This is a genomic window from Klebsiella scottii, assembly GCF_036561945.1.
Lineage (GTDB): Bacteria > Pseudomonadota > Gammaproteobacteria > Enterobacterales > Enterobacteriaceae > Klebsiella > Klebsiella scottii.
The window spans coordinates 1,396,688-1,416,601 of sequence record NZ_JARXNI010000020.1; the positions used below are offsets into that span (position 1 = coordinate 1,396,688).

Consider the following 19,914-nt stretch of genomic DNA (forward strand, 5'->3'; position numbering starts at 1 on the left):
TGTTTAAGCTCCCTAAGAGTAAAACCGCCGGGAGTGACCCCGACGGTTGTGAATCAGAACATCATGGACATCCACGGATAACCAATCAGCAGCAGGGCGGCCAGGAAGATGGCGCCGAAGATGGTGCCGAGGCGCCAGTAGTCTTTGGTCGGCAGATAGCCGCTGCCGTAGTAGATCGGGCTGGGGCCGGTACCGTACGGGGTGATGATCCCCATAATGCCCAGCGAAGTGACCATCAGCAGTACGAATACCTGCATATTCATACCCGGAATGGTGGAGGCGATGGTCAGCATGGCCGGCAGCAGCGCGGTGGTATGGGCGGTGGTGCTGGCAAACAGGTAGTGCAGCAGGTAGAACGCCAGCAGCAGCAAGATGGTGGCGACTCCCGGAGAGATACCGCTCATCAGCGCGCCGCCTTCTTTACCCAGCCATGCGATAAAGCCGGTGGAGGAGAGGCCATCCGCCAGCGCCACCAGGGTGGCGAACCAGACGAAGGTATTCCACGCCGCTTTATTATTGGTGATATCGCTCCATGACAGAACGCCGGTCCACAGCATCAGGACGATGACCAGCAGCGCCGCCAGCGCCGGTTCAATCCACTCGGCGGCGAAGATCCACATCGTCAGCGCGAAGCAGACGAACACCAGCAGCAGAATTTCATTACGCGACAGCCGACCCAGTTTTTCCAGCTCACGCGCGGCCCACAGCGGCACCTCATCATTCACCTTCACCTCCGGCGGATAGAACCAGTAGGCCAGCAGCGGCATCACCAGAATCAGCAGCACGCCCACCGGCAGGAAGGCGATAAACCAGGTGCCCCAGGAGATATTGATACCGACAATACTTTTCACCAGCGCGAGGGCCAGCAGGTTAGGCGCCAGCGCCGAGAGGAACATCGAGCTGGTAATACAGGCGGCGGTAATAGCCACCCACATCAGATAGGAACCGATCCGCCGGGCGCTAGGGTCGTTAGGCTTAGAGCCATACAGCGGCGGCAGGTTGGCGATAATCGGGTAAATCGTCCCGCCGCTACGGGCGGTATTCGACGGAGTGAAGGGGGCCAGCAGCAGGTCGGCAAAGGTGATGGCGTAGCCCAACGTCAGGCTGCGGCGGCCGAGGTATTTTACCAGAATCAGCGCCAGACGGCGTCCAAACTGGGTTTTGTCGTAGCCAGCGGCAAACATAAAGGCGCCGAAAATCAGCCACACGGTAGAGTTACCAAAGCCGCTTACCGCCCACTTAAACGAGGCGCCGGCAAGCTTGAATTTGGGGTCCGCCAGCTGCGCCGGATCGAATAGCAGCCACTGGCTGCACAGGGCGATAACCACCACCCCGGTGATCCCGATCACCGCCCCGGGAAGGGGTTCGAAAATCAGACCGACGATCACGCCGACGAAAATGGCAAAGTAGTGCCAGGCATATGGCGGCAGGCCATCAGGCACCGGGATGAAAAGTAGCAGTACGGCCACGATAATGGGCAGCGCCATCATCAGCAGACGACTTTTATCAACAGCCTTAGGACTGGCTGCACCGGCAGGCGGCGTGGTTGTCTTTTTCTCTTTCATAATGAGTATCTGCAAGTAGTTAAAAATAAGGTTTAGTCATCGGTGACTTCTGATTTCTTTAATTTCAAAACTTTCTTTAGTTATTAATCATTGGCTTTTATTATCACCGCGACGGTTATTTAACGCATTTTTTAGGGCGCTAAATTAAATCTGTTGGTTATTTATATATTGCTCTTTGATGTCGAATTGCAATTGATTGAGATCAATAAATCCAGGGGTGTGGCGTTTTTTTTACTTCGCGCAATAACCCTACGGGAGAGGGTGGTTATTTGTGCGAAATATCGCTAAATGTTAAAAGTAAGTCGGTTTTTAGAGTCTTGATGAAACGGGATTATCTTTTAACGTGTTGATTTTTATTGGTTATAATATTGACGATCATTTTATTTATTATTAACAAAAGTATCTTATTTGTTATCGATATTATGCTTTATGTAAACGTTGTATTTTAAAAAAATAATACGATAGAGGTAGTGATGTTATTGTTGGTATTAAATAGTTTTTTAACTAACGTAAGTGATTTGGTAACTAAAAAATTCGCTATATTATTAGCATGACAACAGGAATTAAAAGCACAACTAAAAATAAATTCCTTACCGAATTCTGAATTTCAATATTTAAAATCTGGAGTATTACTATGACCAGTAATCAACGTATTTTGCAGCCCTTTACCTTACCAAACGGAACTGAGCTAAAAAACCGCCTGTTTATGGCACCGATGACCACCTGCACCGGCTATTTTGACGGCTCCGTCACCAGCGAGCTGGTGGAGTACTACCGCGCCCGAGCGGGCAGCATCGGTACCATTATTGTCGAGTGCTGCTTTATCGATGACTATGGCCTGGCTTTCCCTGGCGCCATAGGCATCGACAATGATGACAAAATTGCCGGCCTCGCCAAAATTGCCGAAGCCATCCAGGCGGAAGGGTCGAAAGCCGTTTTGCAGATCTATCACGGCGGCCGCATGGTCGACCCGCAGCTTATCGGCGGCCGACAGCCGGTAGCGCCGAGCGCGCTGGCCGCTCCGCGCGACGGCGCCGCGATGCCGCGCGCGCTAAGCGCTGAGGAAGTAGAGGAGACGATCGCGAAATTTGGTGACGGCGTCCGCCGCGCGATTCAGGCCGGTTTTGACGGGGTCGAAATTCACGGCGCCAATACCTATCTTATCCAGCAGTTCTATTCCCCTAACTCTAACCAGCGTGACGACTGCTGGGGCGGCAGCCGCGATAATCGCGCCAGATTCCCGCTGGCGGTGCTGGATATCACCCATAAAATGGTCAGCCAATACGCGGACGACGCTTTTATTATCGGCTACCGTTTCTCGCCGGAAGAGCTGGAAGAGCCGGGCATCCGCTTTGACGACACCCTCTACCTGCTGGAAAAACTGGCGGCGCGGGGCCTCGACTATCTGCACTTCTCGGTGGGTGCCTCGCTGCGCCCCTCCATCGTCGATACCTGCGATCCGACGCCGCTGATTGAAAAATACTGCGCGCTGCGCTCCGCTAACCTCGCGCAGGTTCCGGTGATGGGCGTTGGCGGGATCGTTAACGCCGCAGATGCCGAGCAGGGGCTGGATCGCGGCTACGATCTGATCGCCGTTGGGCGGGCCTGCATTGCCTATCCTGACTGGACCGACCGCGTTGCCGATGGCGAAAATCTGGAGCTGTTTATCGACAGCACCCGGCGTGAAGCCCTGCATATTCCGGAGCCGCTGTGGCGCTTCTCGCTGGTGGAAGCGATGATCCGCGATATGAGCATGGGCGATGCGAAGTTTAAGCCCGGCGTCTTTGTTGAAACCGTACAGGACGAGGCCAGCGAGCTGGTTATCCACGTCAGCCTTGAGAGCGATCGCATTGCCGACGTGGAGCTGGCCTCCAGCGCGGTACAGACCGTGGAGTTCACCACCAGCTTTGAAGAGATCCGCGAGCGCATTTTGACCGCCAATACTCCGCACGTTGACGCCATATCCGGCGCCACCAGCCAAAGCGAGGCGGTGAAAAAAGCGGTATCCAAAGCGATGCTGAAATCCAGCAAAGCGCTGGCGATTGAAGAGGGCGGCGACGATCGCGCGGTGAAAAGCTACGATGTGGTGGTGGTGGGCAGCGGCGGTGCGGGTCTGGCGGCGGCGATTCAGGCCCATGATGAAGGCGCCAGCGTGCTGCTCGTTGAAAAAATGCCGACTATCGGCGGCAATACCATTAAAGCCTCCGCCGGGATGAACGCCGCGGAAACGCGCTTCCAGCGGGTAAAAGGGATCGTGGACAGCAAAGAACTGTTCTATCAGGAAAGCCTGAAGGGTGGGCATAACAAAAACAACCCTGAGCTGCTGCGCCGCTTTGTCGAAAACGCCCCGGAGGCGATTGAGTGGCTGGCCCGCCGCGGGATCATGCTTAACGATATCACCACCACCGGCGGGATGAGCATTGATCGTACCCACCGTCCGCGCGACGGGTCGGCGGTCGGCGGCTATCTGATTAGCGGCCTGGTGCGCAATATCAGCAAACGCGGGATTGACGTGATGCTGGACACCTCGGTCAAAGAGATCCTGATGGCAAACGACGAAGTGAGCGGCGTACGTCTGCTCAACGATGAGCAGGAGCGCTTCGACGTGCAGACGAAGAGCATCGTGGTCGCCACCGGCGGCTTCAGCGCCAACAGCGCGATGGTGGTGAAGTACCGTCCGGATCTCGCCGGTTTTGTCACCACCAACCATAAAGGGGCGACCGGCGGCGGCATCGCGCTGCTGGAACGCATCGGCGCCGGCACCGTGGATATGGGCGAAATCCAGATCCACCCGACCGTTGAGCAGAAGACTTCATACCTGATTTCGGAGTCGATTCGCGGCGGCGGAGCCATTCTGGTGAGCCAGCAGGGGCGGCGCTTCTTTAACGAAATGGCGACCCGCGATAAAGTATCGGCGGCGATTATCGCGCTGCCGGAGCAGTACGCCTGGATCGTCTTTGACGAGCATGTGCGGGCAAAAAACAAAGCGGCAGATGAATATATCGCCAAAGGCCTGGCCACCAGCGCCAGCTCCCCGCGCGAACTGGCGGAGACGCTGGGGATGGATTACCATGCCTTCCTTGCCACCCTCGAACGCTACAACGGCTTTGTTGAAAACCAGCGTGACGATGATTTTGGCCGGACCACCGCGCTGCGGGCGCCGATTAACGAAGGGCCGTTCCATGCGATCCGCATCGCCCCGGGCGTTCACCACACTATGGGCGGGGTGACGATTAATACCGCGACCGCGGTGTTAAATACCGCTCAGCAGCCGATTCCCGGCGCCTATGCCGCCGGGGAAGTGGTCGGCGGCATCCACGGCGGCAACCGTATCGGCGGCAATGCGGTGGCGGATATCATTATCTTTGGCACCCTGGCGGGCCATGAGGCGGCAAAACGCGCCAGAGGATAACCCTTCGCGATATACCCCGGCCGCGAGCCGGGGTCATCCACAGGAGCTGCAACCATGTCTGACGATAGTCGCGTCTATAGCTACTCCGCCGTTTTAATGGGTTCGCCCATTTTGCTTAAACTGTTCCGTCACGATGACGCGCTCGCCTCCCGTACCTTCCAGCTGATTAAACGCTACGAAGATCTGCTTACCGTAAACCGCGCGCGCTCGCAGGTCATGGATATTAACCATGCCGCCGGTCGCCATGCGGTGGCCGTCAGCCGTCCGGTGTATCAGCTGATCAAATGCGCAAAAGCCGCCAGCATGGTGCGGGATAGCGCGTTCAACCTGGCGATTGGCCCGCTGGTAAAGCTCTGGCGCATCGGCTTTCAGGGGCGCAGCGTTCCGGCGGCGGCAGAGATTGCCGCCCGCCTGCCGCTGACCCGGCCGCAGGATGTGATCCTTGATGAGGCGGCGGGCAGCGTGTTTCTTGCTCAGCCGGGTATGGAGATCGATCTTGGCGCCATTGCCAAAGGCTACATTGCCGATCGGGTGCGCGATGACCTGCGGCGGCAGGGCGTCGACGCGGCGCTGATTAATCTCGGGGGAAACGTGCATACCCTCGGGGAGTGGTCCATTGGTCTGAAAAAACCGTTTGCCGCCGCCGACGAGCTGGTCGGCACGATTGCGGTTACCGGCCAGTCGGTAGTGACCTCCGGTGTCTATGAGCGCTATTTTGAGCAGGACGGCAGGCGCTGGCACCATATTCTCGACCCGCGCAGCGGCTATCCGTTGGAAAACGAGCTGGAGAGCGTGACCATCATTTCTGATGACTCTCTCGACGGTGATATCTGGACCACCCTGATCTACGGCCTGGGCGTTGAGAAAGGGCGCGCAGCGCTGCGTCAACGTGAGGATATTGAAGCGATTTTTGTGACTAAAAATCGCGAAGTGATCCTCTCATCGCAGCGCCGCTTTCGCTTTCAGCTGCTGGATAGCGGCTATCGGCTTACTGACTGTACTGCTTGAGCAGGCTGTACTGCTCCGCCACCAGCCGATAGCGATAGACCGGCCGGCCGGTGGCGCCGTAGTGAATGCTGGTGTAGAGGATATTAATCTGCGCCAGCCAAATCAGATATTTGCGGCAGGAGACGCGGGAAATGTTCACCGCGACCGCCAGCTCGTCGGTGGAGAACTCGGTCGCCGGGTGCGCATCGATCCACTGGCAGAGCGTGCGCAGCGTTTGCGAGGTGAGCCCCTTCGGCAGCTTACGCGCGTCGGTTGCTTCCGGCGCGTCGCCGTGCAGCAGGCGGTCAACGTCCGCCTGCTCATAATAAGTCTGTCCGGTCATCAGCTTTCTTTTCTCGCGCCAGGCGGTTAACGCCTCCTCAAAACGCGGGAACTGGAAGGGCTTAATCAGATAATCGACAACGCCGTAGTGCATCGACGTTTGTACGGTGGCGGCATCGGCGGCGGAGGTGATCATAATCACGTCGATGGCGCGGCCGGAGGCGCGGATGGTCGGCAGCAGATCCAGCCCGCTATCGTGCTGCATATAGACGTCGAGCAGTACCAGATCGATCTCCAGCTCGTCGTCGTTAATCATCTCCCGGGCCTTATTCAGCGTAGATGCGGTGCCGCAGCAGCTGAAGCCGGAAATCCGCGCCACGTACAGGCGGTTCAGTTCGGCTACCATGGCATCGTCATCAACAATTAATACATTTATCACGCACTGTTCCTTTTACTATCCCAGGGTAGGTGGACAAAAAATTGGGTAAATACGCCGGGTTCGGACTCGACGGCAAGCGTCCCGCCCAGTTCGCGCAGCTGCTGGCTGGCAAGAAACAGGCCGACGCCGCGATTCTCGCCTTTGGTGGAGAAGCCTTTATTAAAGATGGCATCGATATTCGCCTCCGGGATCCCCGGGCCGTCGTCGCTCACTTCGCCGCTTAGCCAGCCATTTTGATAATGTAACAGCAGGCTGACTTCACCCTCGTGCTGCTCGTGCATGGCGTCGAGCGCATTCTCAATCAAATTGCCCAGTACGGTGACCAGGACGGTAATCTGCTTTTCGTTGGGGCAGTCGGGGACGAGGCTCTCCTCCGCGAGGTTAAGGCTAAACCCACGCTCTTTCGCACGCTGGATTTTACCAATCAAAAAGCCGGCGACCACCGGCGATTTTATGCGGTGCTGGATTTCGCCGATGTCGGCCTGATAGGTATGGGCGGTTTGTAGCACGTACTCCTCAAGCTTGTCATAGCTTTTCATATTCAGCAGGCCGAGGATGACGTGCAGCTTATTCATAAACTCGTGGGAAGTGGTACGCAGCGCATCCACATAGTTGACCATGCCGTCGAGTCGCTGCAGCAGCTGGCTGACCTCGGTCTTGTCGCGGAAGGTGCTGATGGCGCCGACGGTGGCGTTCTGGCTGCGCACCGGTACGGTATTGCTGATAAGCAGCAGACCGTTGCAGCCGAGCTCGCGGTCGTAAATTGGCGTCCCGGTGCGCAGGACCTCCTGTAAATCGGCGAGCAGCGGCGTATGGCCGAGGGTTTTATCGGGGCCGCTGAACAAAATTTCGCGCGCGGCCGGATTGATAAGGGTCACTTGCCCTTCGGTATCGACCGCCACCACGCCCTCTTTTAACGAGTGCAGCATCGCCTGGCGCTGCTGGTACTGGGTGGAGATCTCCTGCGGCTCCAGGCCGAGCAGCACGCGCTTGAGGCCGCGAACCAGGCTCCAGGTTCCGAGACCGCAGACCAGGGCGCTGAACAGCACGGTAAAGAGGACGTCCCAGCGGCTGTTGGCAATCTGGGTATCCACCTTGCTAAGCGAAATACCGATTGCCACGACGCCAATTTGCCGGTGGTTAGCGTCAAAGACCGGCGTAAAGGCGCGCAGGGCCGGGGCCAGCACGCCGTGGTTGACGGCAACGTTCTCCTTTCCCTGCAGCGTGGGGTTAATGTCATCGCCAATAAACCGCTTGCCGATAATCTGGCTGTTGGGGTGCGAGTAGCGAATACCCTGCATATCGGTGACCACCGCAAACAGCAGATCGTTGCGCCGGACGATCGCCTGCGCCAGCGGCTGAATAATATCGCTGTCCGCCGGGTGGGTCAGGCCGCGCTTCACTTCCGGCATATCGGCAAGCGTCCGCGCCACCGCCAGGGCGGTGTCTTTCAGCCCGTCGCGGGTGGTATCACTGATTTGGATAAACCACAGCGCGTAGACAAGCAGCAGTACCGAACCCAGCACGCTGCCAATCATCAGCGTCACGGCGGTACTCAGCTTCATGCTCTTACGGCGTTTGCGCGCGGGCGGTTCCTGCTCCGCTAACTCATTCATAACAACCCCAGGGTAAACAGCGAAGGCCTATTATCGCTGATGGTGTGAATTTCTTAAAGGCATGTAAAAAAGCAATAAACGATTCGCCGGGAACCGGGAAGCGTGACCCCACTCGCAGGAGACGGCGGTAAATATCCCTATAGTGAATGCGGAGTTATTTAAATGGAGGTTTTTATGAGCAGTAAGCCAACCGCTTCAATGACGGAACGACGCCACCCTGATACCCGCCGCATCGATAGTCTCACCACCTACGACATGCTGACGATGCTGCACGCAGACGGTCGGCAGATTGCCAACGCCATCGACGCCTGCCTGCCGGAAATGACCCGCCTGGTCGATAACGCCGCGGCGACCCTTAGCCGAGGAGGGCGGCTGGTGATTGTCGGCGCCGGCGCATCCGGACGCGCGGCCCTGCAGGCCGTCAACGAGTTTGCGCCTGAGGAGAAACATTCGCTGGTGGGGCTCATCGCCGGTGGGCCAGCGGCGGCGCTGCAGGAGATGGAAACGGCCGCCAACGACTACGATCTTGGCGCTTGCGAGCTGCAGGCGCTGCGCTTTAGCAATAACGATATGCTGCTGGCGCTGACGGTCAGCGGCAAAACGCCGTGGGTATGGGGAGCGATGCGCCACGCCTGGTCGCTCGGCGCGCCGATCGCGGTGCTGACCCAGCAGGCGGATAGCGAAGCGGCGCAGCTGGCGGATATTATCGTTGCGCCGCAAACCGGTCCGGAAGCGGTGGCGGGGTTTGGTAACCCGAAAGCCCAGCTGGCGCAGCGGCAGCTCCTCAGCATGCTGACCACCGGGCTGGCCATTCGCGGCGGCAGGGTCTTTAGCAACCTGCGCGTCGATCTGCAGGCCACCAGCCCGCGCTGGGCTGAACGCCAAATCGCCATCGTAATGGAGGCCGCCGGCTGTTCGCGCAGTGAGGCGAAAGCCGCGCTTACCGGCTGCAATCAGCACTGCCGGACGGCGATTTTGATGCTGCTTAGCGGGCTTGACGCATGGCGGGCGCGCGAGCTGCTGATGGAAAATAACGATCATCTGCGCATTGCGTTACAGGATAAAACGCATCAGCTGGCAGGGTCGCAGAGTTAATTCCCGGCGGCGCGCCATATTCCCGCGCGCCGCTGCTTTTACCTTATGTAACTAAAGAAACCGGCGGGGAGCGCCGTCAGCCCTTTAATTATCGCTATACGTTGACGCATTTTAATTTTATTAATCACTTTTCACTTTTTTAAGTTAAAAAAGTAAATTCAAATAATTGATTAACTGTGCGAAAAATGTAAATGATATTTTAAAATATAATGAAAGTGCGTTAACATGTTGGCACTTATTTCATTATGCTATGCGATAATTCTATTATGCCTGCAATAAAAAACTCGATCTTATCCGTGACCGCATTGGCGCTGTTCGTCAGTACGGCAACCTACGCAAATACCGACGCCGCAAAGAAAACCGATTTTCTGCTGATTGGCGGCGGGATCATGAGCGCCTCGCTCGGCACCTGGCTGCAGGAATTACAGCCGGACTGGAAGCAGGTGATGGTAGAGAAGCTTGACGGCGTTGCGCTGGAGTCCTCTAACGGCTGGAACAATGCCGGTACGGGCCACTCGGCAAACATGGAGCTGAACTACACGCCAGAGCGTGCGGACGGCTCTATTGACGTCAGTAAGGCGCTGGATATCAACGAGCAGTTTATGATTTCCCGTCAGTTCTGGACGGCGCAGGTAAAGCGCGGCATTTTGCATGACCCGCACTCATTTATTAATTCCACCCCGCATATGAGCTTTGTCTGGGGCGATAACGTTGATTATCTGCAAAAACGTTATACCGCTCTGCAGCAAACCACACTATTCCAGGGGATGAAATTCTCCACCGACCATGCGCAAATTAAACAGTGGGCGCCGCTGGTGATGGAAGGGCGCGATCCGCAGCAAAAAGTGGCGGCCACCTGGACCCCGGTCGGGACCGACGTCAACTACGGCGAAATAACCCGTCAGCTGATCGGCAGCCTGAAGAAAAATAATAACTTCTCGCTGCAAACCTCCTCTGAGGTAACCGCATTTAAGCGTAATGCCGATAATTCGTGGCACGTGACGATTAAAAACGTCAATAGCGGCGACGAGCAGACGATTGACGCGAAATATGTCTTTATCGGCGCCGGCGGCGGCGCGCTGAAATTACTGCAAAAGACCGGTATTCCGGAAGCCGACAACTATGCGGGCTTCCCGGTGGGCGGCTCCTTCCTGATGACCGAAAACCCGGCGGTGACTAAAGAGCATCTGCAAAAAGTCTACGGCCAGGCTTCGGTCGGCGCTCCGCCGATGTCGGTTCCGCATCTTGACGCCCGCTTCCTTGACGGCAAGCGCGTGGTGCTGTTCGGGCCGTTCGCGACCTTCTCGACGAAGTTCCTCAAAAATGGTTCTATCTTCGACCTGCTGAGCACTACCACCACCGATAACGTTCTGCCGATGACCCACGTCGGTCTCGACAACTTCGATCTGGTCAAATACCTGGTGAGCCAGGTGATGCTCAGCGACGATGACCGCTTTGCGGCGCTGAAAGAGTACTATCCGGACGCGCGTAAAGAGGACTGGAAGCTGATTCAGGCCGGCCAGCGCGTGCAGATCATTAAAAGAGACGCCGATAAGGGCGGAGTGCTGAAGCTGGGGACCGAAGTGGTGGTCGACGAGCAGAAAACCATCTCCGCGCTGCTTGGGGCCTCTCCGGGCGCCTCTACCGCCGCGCCGATTACCCTGAACGTGCTGAAGCAGATGTTCCCGCAGCAGTTCAGCTCCGCGGAGTGGCAGAGCCGCATCCACGCGATCGTTCCGAGCTATGGCCAGAAGCTGAACGATAGCCCGGCGCTGACCCAGCAGGTGTGGGACGACACCGCCGCGACGCTGCAGCTGACCAAACCGCCGGTGATTAATATGAGCGGCACGAAGCCTGCCGCCGCGCCGTCCGCGGAACTCAAGCCTGCGGACTCTCCGCAGCACGATATGGCGCTGTAGTCGCCGTATTAACCCCGCCCGCGTGCGTAATGCCGGTCAGCTCAGCAGCTGACCGGCATTTTTTTTGCCTATCCGCTATTGCGCTGCTCCCTGATGCCCGACAGCACCGGCTGGTTCCTTGCGCTGCGTTAAAACATTTACCGGCGTTACGGTTATACTGGCTTGAATTCACACAAGAAATAACGAGCCGCGGCGGAAAGAGGGAGTGCAGCGCCATGAAAGACGACATTAACCAGGATATTACCTTCCGTAAGCTGGCGGTATTTATGATGTTTATGACCAAAGGCAATATCGCCAGAACCGCCGAAGCGATGCAGCTCAGCGGCGTCAGCGTCCACCGGGCCCTGCATACCCTGGAAGAGGGGGTGGGCTGCCCGCTGTTTGTCCATAAGGGACGCAACCTGCTGCCGCTGCCGGCGGCCTGGACGCTGCTGGAGTATTGTCAGGACGTCACCACCCTGATGGCGCGCGGGCTGGAGGCGACGCGAAAGGTCGCCGGCGTCGGCCAGGGGCGACTGCGGATCGGCACGCTCTATTCGCTCACGCTGGAGACCGTCCCGCGGATCATCATGGGGATGAAGCTGCGGCGGCCGGAGCTGGAGCTGGATCTGACGATGGGCTCCAACCAGATGCTGCTGGATATGCTGGAAGACGACGCCCTGGACGCGATCCTGATCGCCACCAACGCAGGGGAGTTCAGCAACTCGGCGTTTGACGTGGTGCCGCTGTTTGAAGACGACATTTTTCTCGCCGCTCCGGCGGCTGAACGGCTGGATACGACAAAACCCGCCGACCTTCGCGACTACGCCGACCGTAAATTCGTTTCGCTTGCGGAGGGCTTCGCGACCTACGCGGGCTTCCGAGAAGCTTTTCAGGTGGCCGACTTCGAGCCTGAAATTGTCACCAGGGTCAACGATATCTTTTCGATGATCAGCCTGGTGCAGGCCGGGGTCGGCTTCGCGCTGCTGCCCGGCCGGATGAAAAAGGTCTACGAAAACGACGTACAGCTGTTAAAGCTGGCGGAGCCGTATCAGATGCGTCAGCTGATTTCGATCGTCTATTCCCACCATCGCGAACGCGATGCGGACCTGCTGGCGCTGGCGGCAGAAGGGCGGATGTACGCCCGCAGTCTTAACGGCTGAGGCGCTTCGCCAGATGCTGTGCTACTTCAACGCTGTTACGCTCCATGCAGATGGCATCGCCCTGCCAGCCTGCGAGGTGCGTTAACCCGGTCAGCACGCTACCGGGCGGCATCTCAATCGCCAGCCGCGCATCGCGCTGATTGGCGGAAACCATTGCGTCCTGCCACTGTACCGTCCGCGCCATGTTGAAGGCTAAATCTTCGGCGATTTTCTGCGCTTCCCACAGCACACGACCGGTAGATCCGCTAAGGTAGGCTAGCAGAGGGCGTGACAATGTCACTGATTCAAACGCCTGAGCTAATTCTGCCGCCGGATTATCCAGCAAAGCACAGTGCGACGGCACGCTTACCGCAAGCCGGGCAGCCTTGTTGGCTCCGGCAGCTAGCGCTTTTCTCGCGACCTCCGCCATATCCTCATCCCGGCCGGCAATCACTATCTGCGTTTCGGCATTAAGGTTGGCGATGTAAGTGCCGCTACCTGTCATCAGCTTTTCAACCTGATTCAGCGTGAGGCCGACAATCGCCGTCAGGCCGTAGCCGTGGGGATACGCCTGCTCCATTAAATCGCCGCGCAGGGCCACCAGCCGCAGCGCGTCGCGAAAATCCAGCGCGCCAGCCACCACCGCCGCAGGGTAAGCGCCAATCGACAGGCCGCTGACGATATCGGGCGTCACGCCGTTACGCATCAGTTCACGTGCCCACGCCACGCCTGCAATAAGCAGGCAAAGCTGCACCGCTCGGGTGTGCTTCAGCGCATCTGGCGCGTCGAGCGTATTGGCTTCGTCGCCAAGCACCGCGCGGACTTCAGTAAGAACGGCATCGCCGTCGGGCAGGTTTTGCAGCATTCCCGGGCGCTGGGTGCCCTGGCCGGGAAAGGTAAAGAGGATTTTCATCATGACTCCCTGTGCCACGGCGTCGCGGTGAGCTGCGGCCCGGTGGCGGTTTTCAGCAGAACGCGTCCTTCGCGCAGCCATTCGTTGAGCGCAAACGCGCCAAAGGGCGTTTCAATCTGGGTGTCGGCGCGGCACGGCAGCTTTTCCACCTGCGCCTGCCACTGCCGCAGTTCGTCATCGGTCAGCGGTTCAGGGGCGCGAATCAGTAGATCAAGATCGCTGTCGGCGTGCAGGACGGGAATTTCGGTGGCGAGGGCGTAGGCCGTGCTGCCGGTAATGCCCCAGATCCACGGCCACGCAAAGGTGGTCAGCAAAATAGCCGCCTGAACGGGCGGCTGGGAAACAAACGGCGAGTGCAGCAGGCGCTGGCGCTCGACCAGCGCTTCCGGCGTGATAATGCGGGAAACGGCCTCGGGCTTAACCCATCCGGCGGCGCGCTGTTCGCGCTTTATGCCGCGCACGCCTACCGGAATATCGCCATTGTCATTCACGTCACGCCGCACGACTACGGGCAGACCCGGCTGCCACTGGCTGGCTACCCACGCCTCCTCAACGTTGAGCAGGGCGTCGCGGCTTTTCAGCCACAGTAAATCGTGAGGGCGCGAAGTGAATGTCATATCAGATACCTGAAGTTAAGGTGATGAACAGCGGCAGCGACAGGATACACAGAACCGAGCTTAACAGCAGCACCGCTTCCGCATCCGGCGACTGAACGCCAAAGCGGTTGCCGAACACCACGCCGAAGAAACCGGCAGACAGCGCAATCATCAGGATAGCGGTGATCGCCACGGAGCCGTGCAGGCCGAAAGCCAGAACGATAGCCCAGGCGATAAACGGCTGGATCAGCAGTTTGGCAATGGTCGCAATGCTCACCATCGCGTTCAGCTGCAGCTTACGCGCGGAGAGGATCACCCCGGTCAGGAACAGCGCCGCCGCGGTGGCTGAAAGACCGAGCGGTTTGATTGCCGCCAGCAGCAGCTCCGGCATTTTGATGCCGATAGCGGAGAGCACCACGCCGAGCAGCGGACCCCAGACAATAGGTTTTTTCACCGAACGCCACATCAGAACCGGCAGCATAGCCAGCGTTGAACCGCTGTTTTCACCGGCGGCGCGCGCTTTTTCACGCTCCAGAATCAGCAGACAGAACGGCGTCATCAGCACCGAACCGCAGGCGATGGAGACGGCGACGGAGAGAGACGTCGCGGAGCTTTCACCCAGTACGCTACCGAGAATCGGCAGGCCTAGCGCGGCATAGTTCGGCAGCGCCACGGTGAGGGTCAGCACGGCGGCATCCTGCGGGGACTTTTTAAACACGCTGGTGGCGAGGAAGTAGATCGCCGCGTAGGTGATCCACATCGCGCCCGTCAGCACTACAATCAGCGGCGACTGGGCAACAATACCGGCCCACGGCGTCTGCACGGTGGCGCTAAACAGCGCGGCGGGCAGGGCAAAATCCATCACAAAAATATTAAGCAAAGAGACGTTTTTGTTGTCGACCATTTTGGCTTTGCCGGCCCAGAAGCCCAGCAGCATGATGAGAAAAATCGGCGCAAGGGCATGAACAATTACATAAGTCATAGATCACCTGTAGTAAGAAAAAGAAATACGCGTCATCCTTCAAGCTGCCTCTGCGTTGGCTGCCTTCCTTATTCGGCTCATCCGTGAGCCTCACCCTTATCAGGGCCGCTGCGAGCAGCGTTCAAATCTGTTCCTGACAGATTTGTCACCCCAGTCACTTACTCAAGTAAGCTCCTGGGGATTCACTCAGTTGCCGCCTTGATCCAACTTGAATGATTTAGCGTATTGGGCTAATTGCGATGTTTTTATTTTTCTAAAAGCGGCTTGCCGTGGGCGCTATGCTGCGCCCGACGGTTGCCGCTTTCGGCAGGTCTTTTTTTACGTACTTCTGATGTTGCCCGTTACCAGCTGGCGCGCATCCGTTCGCGTACCAGGGCAGAGCTGCGGCGATTCTCCGCGCCGAGACGGTTTTTCAGGCTTGGGTCTTTACGTGCATCCGAGATGGCCTTCTGCACGGTGAGTTCCACCAGCGCCAGATCGGCATCGGACGGCGCGTCCGGGTTGCTGAGGTTCAGCAGGTCGGAGAGCAGGCCGAGGGTGGCGTAGTTGCTGACGTCATAGGCCATTGGCGGAATGGTCGCCGCCAGTTTTTCCAGCGCATCGACGGTACGCAGAGTGATACGGGCGGCGGACTCTTTGCCCATCGCGTGCACCAGCACGCCTTTATCGTTGATGGCAATCAGTCGGTTGGCCTGATAACCGTGGGCGAGAAACGCCCCGGACATCGCCTTGCCGACGATCAGCCCGATTACCGGATGGCCCGCCAGGCGCGCTTTCGCGTAAGCCCCTGCGGCTCCGGCCAGCGCCTGGTGAATGCCGAACGCTTCTTCCCGACGACCATAGGCCTGGCTTGGGACGTCGATGACCGCCACAATCGGGCGCTTTACGTCGCTGTTCGCGTCGGCATCGATGGTTTCATTCACCACTTTTGCCAGCGTCCAGCCTTCCAGCAGGCCCACTTCGCCTTTAGCGGCGCGCGGGTAGTGGTTATTGGCGTCCGCCACCACGGCGATGAAGCGCACGCTCTCGCCGTTCAGTTCACCGTCGGCGACCTGTACTGAAGGGCACAGGCCGTTCATGCGCGGCGCATTTGGCGCCAGTTTTTCCAGCCACAGGGCTCCACGGCTATTGGACTGAGTCATCATTTCACCTCCCCGGCGAAAAGCCGTTTAATCTGCGCGGTATCAGCCTGCTGACGAGTGTCAAAGTTGCTCAGACGGGTCAGGAAGTCGGCATATTTGTCGCTGCGATGCTGGGCCGGAACGCCTTTGGCGATGGCGTCGTTCATGGCGGTTTTTACGGCGTTGACGCCGTCGTTGACCAGCGCATCAACCAGGCCGCTCTCATAGCGGATCTCGCCGCCGGTCATGCTCCAGATAAACGGGCGATCGCGGGAGTCATACTCTTCGATCCCGGCTTCCTGCTCGATGACCTGCGGGCCGTTGAGCCCAAGGCGCGCTTCGCGGGTGACGATCAGGTAGCTGCACAGCGCGGCAGCAATCGACATCCCGCCAAAGCAGCCCACGGTGCCGGCGACAATGCCGACCACCGGGGTATAGCGACGCAGGTCGACAATCGCGGCGTGGATGTCGGCAATCGCCGCCAGGCCAAGGTTGGCTTCCTGCAGGCGCACGCCGCCTGTTTCCAGGCACAGCACCGCCTGGGTCGGGATGCCGTTGCGGTTATCTTCTGCCGCCAGCTCCAGCGCGGCGGCCATTTTGGCGCCGGAGACTTCGCCCATGCTGCCGCCCTGGAAGGTGCCTTCGATGGCGATGACCACCGCCGGCTGACCGTTAATGGTGCCTTTCGCCACCACCATGCCGTCATCGGACTGCGGGACGATGCCCTGGGCGCCTAGCCACGGCGACATGATGCCTTCGAACGGGTCCAGCAGCTCGCGGTAGCTGCCGTCATCCAGCAGCGTGCGGGCGCGTTCACGGGCGCGGAGTTCGATAAAGCTGCGATCGTTACGCATGGGCGGCCTCCTCAAAAACCTGTTCGATGCGAATACGTGCGACGCCCGGCGTGGCGCCAAAATCATGAATGACCAGCCGTCCGGCGGGCAGGCCGTTGATTAGATTGAGCCGCTCAAACAGCGCGGCCCAGCGCGCCTGGCTGTTGTCCACCGAGGTGGTGATATCAACCTCAAGCGTGGCGTTTTGCCCGGCGGTATAGAGCACTTCCATATCGCCGGAGCCTACTACGCCTGCCAGGGCTTTGCCGCTGAGGGCGCGGTTGGCAGGGAATGACAAATTAATCTGTTCCATAACATCCTCTGAATGCGTTAGCCGGCAACCCGATCGAGAAACAGGGTGGCGGCAAGAAGATCGGCGGCGCCGCCCGGCGAGGCGTTTTGCGCCAGCATCTGCGCGTCAAGCTGCGCCAGCGCCCGGCGTCCGCACGCCGTGGCGCAACCGCCGGCGGCCAGCACCAGGCGGGCGCCGTGCTGCATGGCCTCAAGGCCGGACATGCCGGCGCGGGAAAGCACGCAGGTGTCGCTCAGCGAGGTCATGATCGCCATCAGCGCGTCGAGGCGGGCCTCGTCTTCGCTGGCGCCCTCGGTCCGGCTGCGCCGCAGCTGCGGTAGCGCAAGGGTGGTGATATGCGGAAACGCGCGCTGCGCCTCTTCGCGAGCGCCCGGCACCTGCCAGCGGCGGCTGGCGCGCAGGCCTTTACTGAAGGTTTTGGGCGCCGCGGCGTCCGGCAGGGCGGCGAGAAGCGCGGCGGTCTCCGCTATCGACCGTGAATGACCCGTCCCGCCCAGCATCGCCGCGGCGCTAACCAGCAGGCCTAGCGCCCAAATTGCTCCGCGATGGGTATTCACCCCATCGGTAGCCAGCATCATCTGCCGCTCGCCTTCCCGGCCCAGGCGGCCGATGGTTTCGCGCAGCGCAATATCCGCCGGCCGCTGCCAGCTCTGTTCGGCGAGCACCTGAAAGGTGGGGAGCAGGCTGCGGGCCGAACGCTCCATCAGCGCAAGGCTTAAATCGAGATGCGCGCCGTTACCGCGGCTGTCGACCAGCCCCGGTTTGGGGCTGAGCCGCGCTTCGTCAATCAGGCACTCGCTGGCGGTGCGGGCAAGCCAGCCGGTTTGCGCTTCAGCGCGCCGGGGGGAGAGTCGTTTCATTACCAGCTCCGGAATTTTGCCGGTGGGTTATAGAGTCCGTCGGACCACTCCACCAGATCGGCTACGCTGCCGGCGGCCAGCAGAGAGCGGGTCGCATCGCTACGGCGGATGCCGATATCTTCCGGATAAACCACCTTGCCGCTCTGGCGCAGCGCGGCAACGCGCTTAGCGTCGACGCCAAGGCCGATATCGGTGATCCCGGCCACCGCGGCGACCATCGCCCGGCGCTCTTCCAGGCTTTCAGCGCGGTAGAGGTAGGCGATCCCTTCTTCGGTGAGCACGTGGGTGACGTCATCGCCGTAGATCATCACCGGCGCGAGCGGCATGCCGGAGGCTTTCGCCACCTCGATAGCATCGAGTTTTTCGACGAAGGTGGGCTTCACGCCGGCCTGGAAGGTTTCGACCATCTGCACTACCAGCTTTTTACCGCGCTGCATCGGGTCGGGCTCGGTTATCATGTTCAGCCAGGCCGGAGTCGCGTGGCGGCGGCCGTGCGGATCGTGGCCCATGTTGGGCGCGCCGCCAAAGCCTGACAGCCGGCCGCGGGTTACCGTGGACGAGTTTGCCAGGCCGTCGACCTGCAGGGTCGAGCCGATAAACATATCGACCGCATATTGCCCCGCCAGCTGGCAGAAGGCGCGGTTCGAGCGCATTGAACCGTCGGCGCCGGTGAAGAACACGTCCGGACGCGCGCGAATGTACTCCTCCATCCCCAGCTCGCCGCCGAAGCAGTGCACGCTTTCCACCCAGCCGCTTTCAATGGCGGGAATAAGCGTCGGGTGCGGGTTTAGCGTCCAGTGTTTACAAATTTTGCCCTTCAGGCCGAGCTGCTCGCCGTAGGTGGGCAGCAGCAGCTCAATGGCGGCGGTGTTAAAGCCGATACCGTGGTTAAGAGACTGCACCTGATGCTCGGCGTAGATGCCTTTAATCGCCATCATCGCCATCAGGATATGCTCCTGCTTGATCAGCCGCGGGTCGCGGGTAAACAGCGGCTCAATAAAGAACGGCTTATCGGCGACCACCACGTAATCGATCCACGAACCCGGAATGTCAACGCGGGGCAGGTCGCACTCGTCGTCGACAAGCTCATTAACCTGGGCAATAACGATACCGTCGTGGAAGGCCGCAGCCTCAACCAGCGCCGGGGTATCTTCGGTACTCGGTCCGGTATAGAGGTTGCCTTTGCGATCCGCTTTGTAGCCGGCAATCAGCGCGACGTTCGGCGAAAGATCGACGTACAGGCGGGAGTAGAGCTCGATATAGGTGTGGATCGCGCCGATTTCCAGCAGGCCGTCCTCCAGCAGCTGCGAAATACGCAGGCTCTGGGTGCCGGAAAAGGAGAAGTCGAGCTTGCGGGCGATACCCTTTTCAAAGAGATCCAGATGTTCGCTGCGCCCGACGCTCGGCATGATCATATGCAGGTCGTGGACTTTTTGCGGGTTCACTTCCGCCAGCATGCGGGAGAGGAAGTCAGCCTGCTTTTGGTTGTTGCCTTCCAGCACCACGCGATCGCCGGGGGCGAGCAGATGTTCCAGCGCGTCCACCAGCTGTGCGGTGGGGATAACCTTACCGGAGACGTTGGCGGCGGTCACTCGCCGCTGCTTTTCCGTACGGCGGCGGTTCCAGACCCGTCCCGTCGTTTGTTCGGCATTCATTATTAACCTCCTGATTCGACAAATCGTTTTGACTGTCATGGTGTGGAAGTTAGTGTGCGACGCGAGGCGCAGGGCATCAATTAAGCCCGCGGGCAGATTGTTAGCTTCAGAGTAATGAATGACGGACGTGAGATGTGACGAGGATCAATAATGCCAAAGGAGTAGTGGTCTACGGGCCGGTTAGCCCGTAGTGGGGAGTCGGGAG

Annotated in this window: 16 protein-coding genes; 5 read left to right on the plus strand and 11 right to left on the minus strand. The window is 59.1% G+C overall.

The features are described from left to right. Window positions 1–53: 53 nt before the first annotated feature. Window positions 54–1,565 carry an anion permease gene (locus tag QFI97_RS14265; protein ID WP_095103208.1) on the minus strand — a complete coding sequence of 504 codons (1,512 nt, stop codon included), beginning with the start codon at window positions 1,563–1,565 and terminating at the stop codon, window positions 54–56. 634 nt (window positions 1,566–2,199) lie between these two features. Here QFI97_RS14265 and QFI97_RS14270 point away from each other — a divergent pair. Continuing rightward, window positions 2,200–4,977 (plus strand): flavocytochrome c, encoded by a 2,778-nt coding sequence (locus QFI97_RS14270; RefSeq protein ID WP_346431417.1) that lies wholly within the window; start codon window positions 2,200–2,202, stop codon window positions 4,975–4,977. Window positions 4,978–5,031: 54 nt separating this feature from the next. After that, window positions 5,032–5,985: an FAD:protein FMN transferase gene (locus QFI97_RS14275; protein ID WP_346431418.1), complete on the plus strand. Its 954-nt coding sequence runs from the start codon at window positions 5,032–5,034 to the stop codon at window positions 5,983–5,985. Here the strand turns inward: QFI97_RS14275 and dcuR are convergent. After that, complete coding sequence (gene dcuR, locus QFI97_RS14280; protein WP_095103214.1) at window positions 5,966–6,685, minus strand: two-component system response regulator DcuR; 720 nt, start codon at window positions 6,683–6,685, stop codon at window positions 5,966–5,968. The genes QFI97_RS14275 and dcuR overlap by 20 nt on opposite strands. Next, window positions 6,682–8,301: a sensor histidine kinase gene (locus QFI97_RS14285; RefSeq protein WP_346431419.1), complete on the minus strand. Its 1,620-nt coding sequence runs from the start codon at window positions 8,299–8,301 to the stop codon at window positions 6,682–6,684. Before QFI97_RS14285 ends, dcuR begins: the two co-directional genes overlap by 4 nt. A gap of 174 nt (window positions 8,302–8,475) precedes the next feature. Between QFI97_RS14285 and QFI97_RS14290 the strand changes: the two genes are divergently transcribed. From QFI97_RS14290 to QFI97_RS14300, 3 genes are all read left to right on the plus strand, one after another. Then, window positions 8,476–9,396 carry an N-acetylmuramic acid 6-phosphate etherase gene (locus QFI97_RS14290; protein ID WP_346431420.1) on the plus strand — a complete coding sequence of 307 codons (921 nt, stop codon included), beginning with the start codon at window positions 8,476–8,478 and terminating at the stop codon, window positions 9,394–9,396. 266 nt (window positions 9,397–9,662) lie between these two features. Beyond that, window positions 9,663–11,315, plus strand: a complete 1,653-nt coding sequence (gene mqo, locus QFI97_RS14295; protein WP_331834306.1) for a malate dehydrogenase (quinone) — start codon at window positions 9,663–9,665, stop codon at window positions 11,313–11,315. A gap of 215 nt (window positions 11,316–11,530) precedes the next feature. Continuing rightward, window positions 11,531–12,457, plus strand: a complete 927-nt coding sequence (locus QFI97_RS14300) for a LysR family transcriptional regulator (RefSeq protein WP_346431421.1) — start codon at window positions 11,531–11,533, stop codon at window positions 12,455–12,457. Here QFI97_RS14300 and mdcH read toward each other — a convergent pair. The 8 genes from mdcH to mdcA form a co-directional block, all read right to left on the minus strand. After that, window positions 12,447–13,349: a malonate decarboxylase subunit epsilon gene (mdcH, locus tag QFI97_RS14305; protein WP_346431422.1), complete on the minus strand. Its 903-nt coding sequence runs from the start codon at window positions 13,347–13,349 to the stop codon at window positions 12,447–12,449. The two genes, QFI97_RS14300 and mdcH, sit on opposite strands and share 11 nt — an antisense overlap. Further along, a complete protein-coding gene (locus QFI97_RS14310) occupies window positions 13,349–13,966 on the minus strand; it encodes a malonate decarboxylase holo-ACP synthase (protein ID WP_346431423.1) in 618 nt (205 codons plus the stop codon). Before QFI97_RS14310 ends, mdcH begins: the two co-directional genes overlap by 1 nt. Window position 13,967: 1 nt before the next feature. Next, window positions 13,968–14,927, minus strand: coding sequence for an AEC family transporter (locus QFI97_RS14315; RefSeq protein ID WP_095103224.1), 960 nt, complete (start codon window positions 14,925–14,927; stop codon window positions 13,968–13,970). Between the two features lie 341 nt (window positions 14,928–15,268). Continuing rightward, window positions 15,269–16,069 carry a biotin-independent malonate decarboxylase subunit gamma gene (mdcE, locus tag QFI97_RS14320; RefSeq protein ID WP_095103575.1) on the minus strand — a complete coding sequence of 267 codons (801 nt, stop codon included), beginning with the start codon at window positions 16,067–16,069 and terminating at the stop codon, window positions 15,269–15,271. Then, on the minus strand, window positions 16,069–16,902 hold the full coding sequence (locus QFI97_RS14325) for a biotin-independent malonate decarboxylase subunit beta (RefSeq protein WP_346431424.1): 834 nt from the start codon (window positions 16,900–16,902) through the stop codon (window positions 16,069–16,071). Before QFI97_RS14325 ends, mdcE begins: the two co-directional genes overlap by 1 nt. Beyond that, window positions 16,895–17,194, minus strand: a complete 300-nt coding sequence (gene mdcC, locus QFI97_RS14330) for a malonate decarboxylase acyl carrier protein (RefSeq protein ID WP_346431425.1) — start codon at window positions 17,192–17,194, stop codon at window positions 16,895–16,897. The genes QFI97_RS14325 and mdcC overlap by 8 nt, the downstream gene beginning before the upstream one ends. A 17-nt stretch (window positions 17,195–17,211) precedes the next feature. After that, the gene (locus QFI97_RS14335; protein WP_346431426.1) at window positions 17,212–18,054 is read right to left on the minus strand and encodes a triphosphoribosyl-dephospho-CoA synthase; all 843 of its coding nucleotides are present in this window, start codon (window positions 18,052–18,054) and stop codon (window positions 17,212–17,214) included. Beyond that, complete coding sequence (mdcA, locus tag QFI97_RS14340; protein ID WP_346431427.1) at window positions 18,054–19,709, minus strand: malonate decarboxylase subunit alpha; 1,656 nt, start codon at window positions 19,707–19,709, stop codon at window positions 18,054–18,056. Before mdcA ends, QFI97_RS14335 begins: the two co-directional genes overlap by 1 nt. Window positions 19,710–19,914: the final 205 nt, after the last annotated feature.

What these genes read in the sequence shown, in the direction of transcription:
- QFI97_RS14265 (WP_095103208.1), bottom strand. Translation starts at nt 1,565, where the DNA reads ATGAAAGAGAAAAAGACAACCACGCCGCCTGCCGGTGCAGCCAGTCCT.
- mdcH (WP_346431422.1), bottom strand. Translation starts at nt 13,349, where the DNA reads ATGAAAATCCTCTTTACCTTTCCCGGCCAGGGCACCCAGCGCCCGGGA.
- QFI97_RS14300 (WP_346431421.1), top strand. Translation starts at nt 11,531, where the DNA reads ATGAAAGACGACATTAACCAGGATATTACCTTCCGTAAGCTGGCGGTA.
- QFI97_RS14335 (WP_346431426.1), bottom strand. Translation starts at nt 18,054, where the DNA reads ATGAAACGACTCTCCCCCCGGCGCGCTGAAGCGCAAACCGGCTGGCTT.
- mqo (WP_331834306.1), top strand. Translation starts at nt 9,663, where the DNA reads ATGCCTGCAATAAAAAACTCGATCTTATCCGTGACCGCATTGGCGCTG.
- mdcC (WP_346431425.1), bottom strand. Translation starts at nt 17,194, where the DNA reads ATGGAACAGATTAATTTGTCATTCCCTGCCAACCGCGCCCTCAGCGGC.
- QFI97_RS14325 (WP_346431424.1), bottom strand. Translation starts at nt 16,902, where the DNA reads ATGCGTAACGATCGCAGCTTTATCGAACTCCGCGCCCGTGAACGCGCC.
- QFI97_RS14310 (WP_346431423.1), bottom strand. Translation starts at nt 13,966, where the DNA reads ATGACATTCACTTCGCGCCCTCACGATTTACTGTGGCTGAAAAGCCGC.
- QFI97_RS14315 (WP_095103224.1), bottom strand. Translation starts at nt 14,927, where the DNA reads ATGACTTATGTAATTGTTCATGCCCTTGCGCCGATTTTTCTCATCATG.
- QFI97_RS14290 (WP_346431420.1), top strand. Translation starts at nt 8,476, where the DNA reads ATGAGCAGTAAGCCAACCGCTTCAATGACGGAACGACGCCACCCTGAT.
- mdcE (WP_095103575.1), bottom strand. Translation starts at nt 16,069, where the DNA reads ATGACTCAGTCCAATAGCCGTGGAGCCCTGTGGCTGGAAAAACTGGCG.
- mdcA (WP_346431427.1), bottom strand. Translation starts at nt 19,709, where the DNA reads ATGAATGCCGAACAAACGACGGGACGGGTCTGGAACCGCCGCCGTACG.
- QFI97_RS14275 (WP_346431418.1), top strand. Translation starts at nt 5,032, where the DNA reads ATGTCTGACGATAGTCGCGTCTATAGCTACTCCGCCGTTTTAATGGGT.
- QFI97_RS14270 (WP_346431417.1), top strand. Translation starts at nt 2,200, where the DNA reads ATGACCAGTAATCAACGTATTTTGCAGCCCTTTACCTTACCAAACGGA.
- QFI97_RS14285 (WP_346431419.1), bottom strand. Translation starts at nt 8,301, where the DNA reads ATGAATGAGTTAGCGGAGCAGGAACCGCCCGCGCGCAAACGCCGTAAG.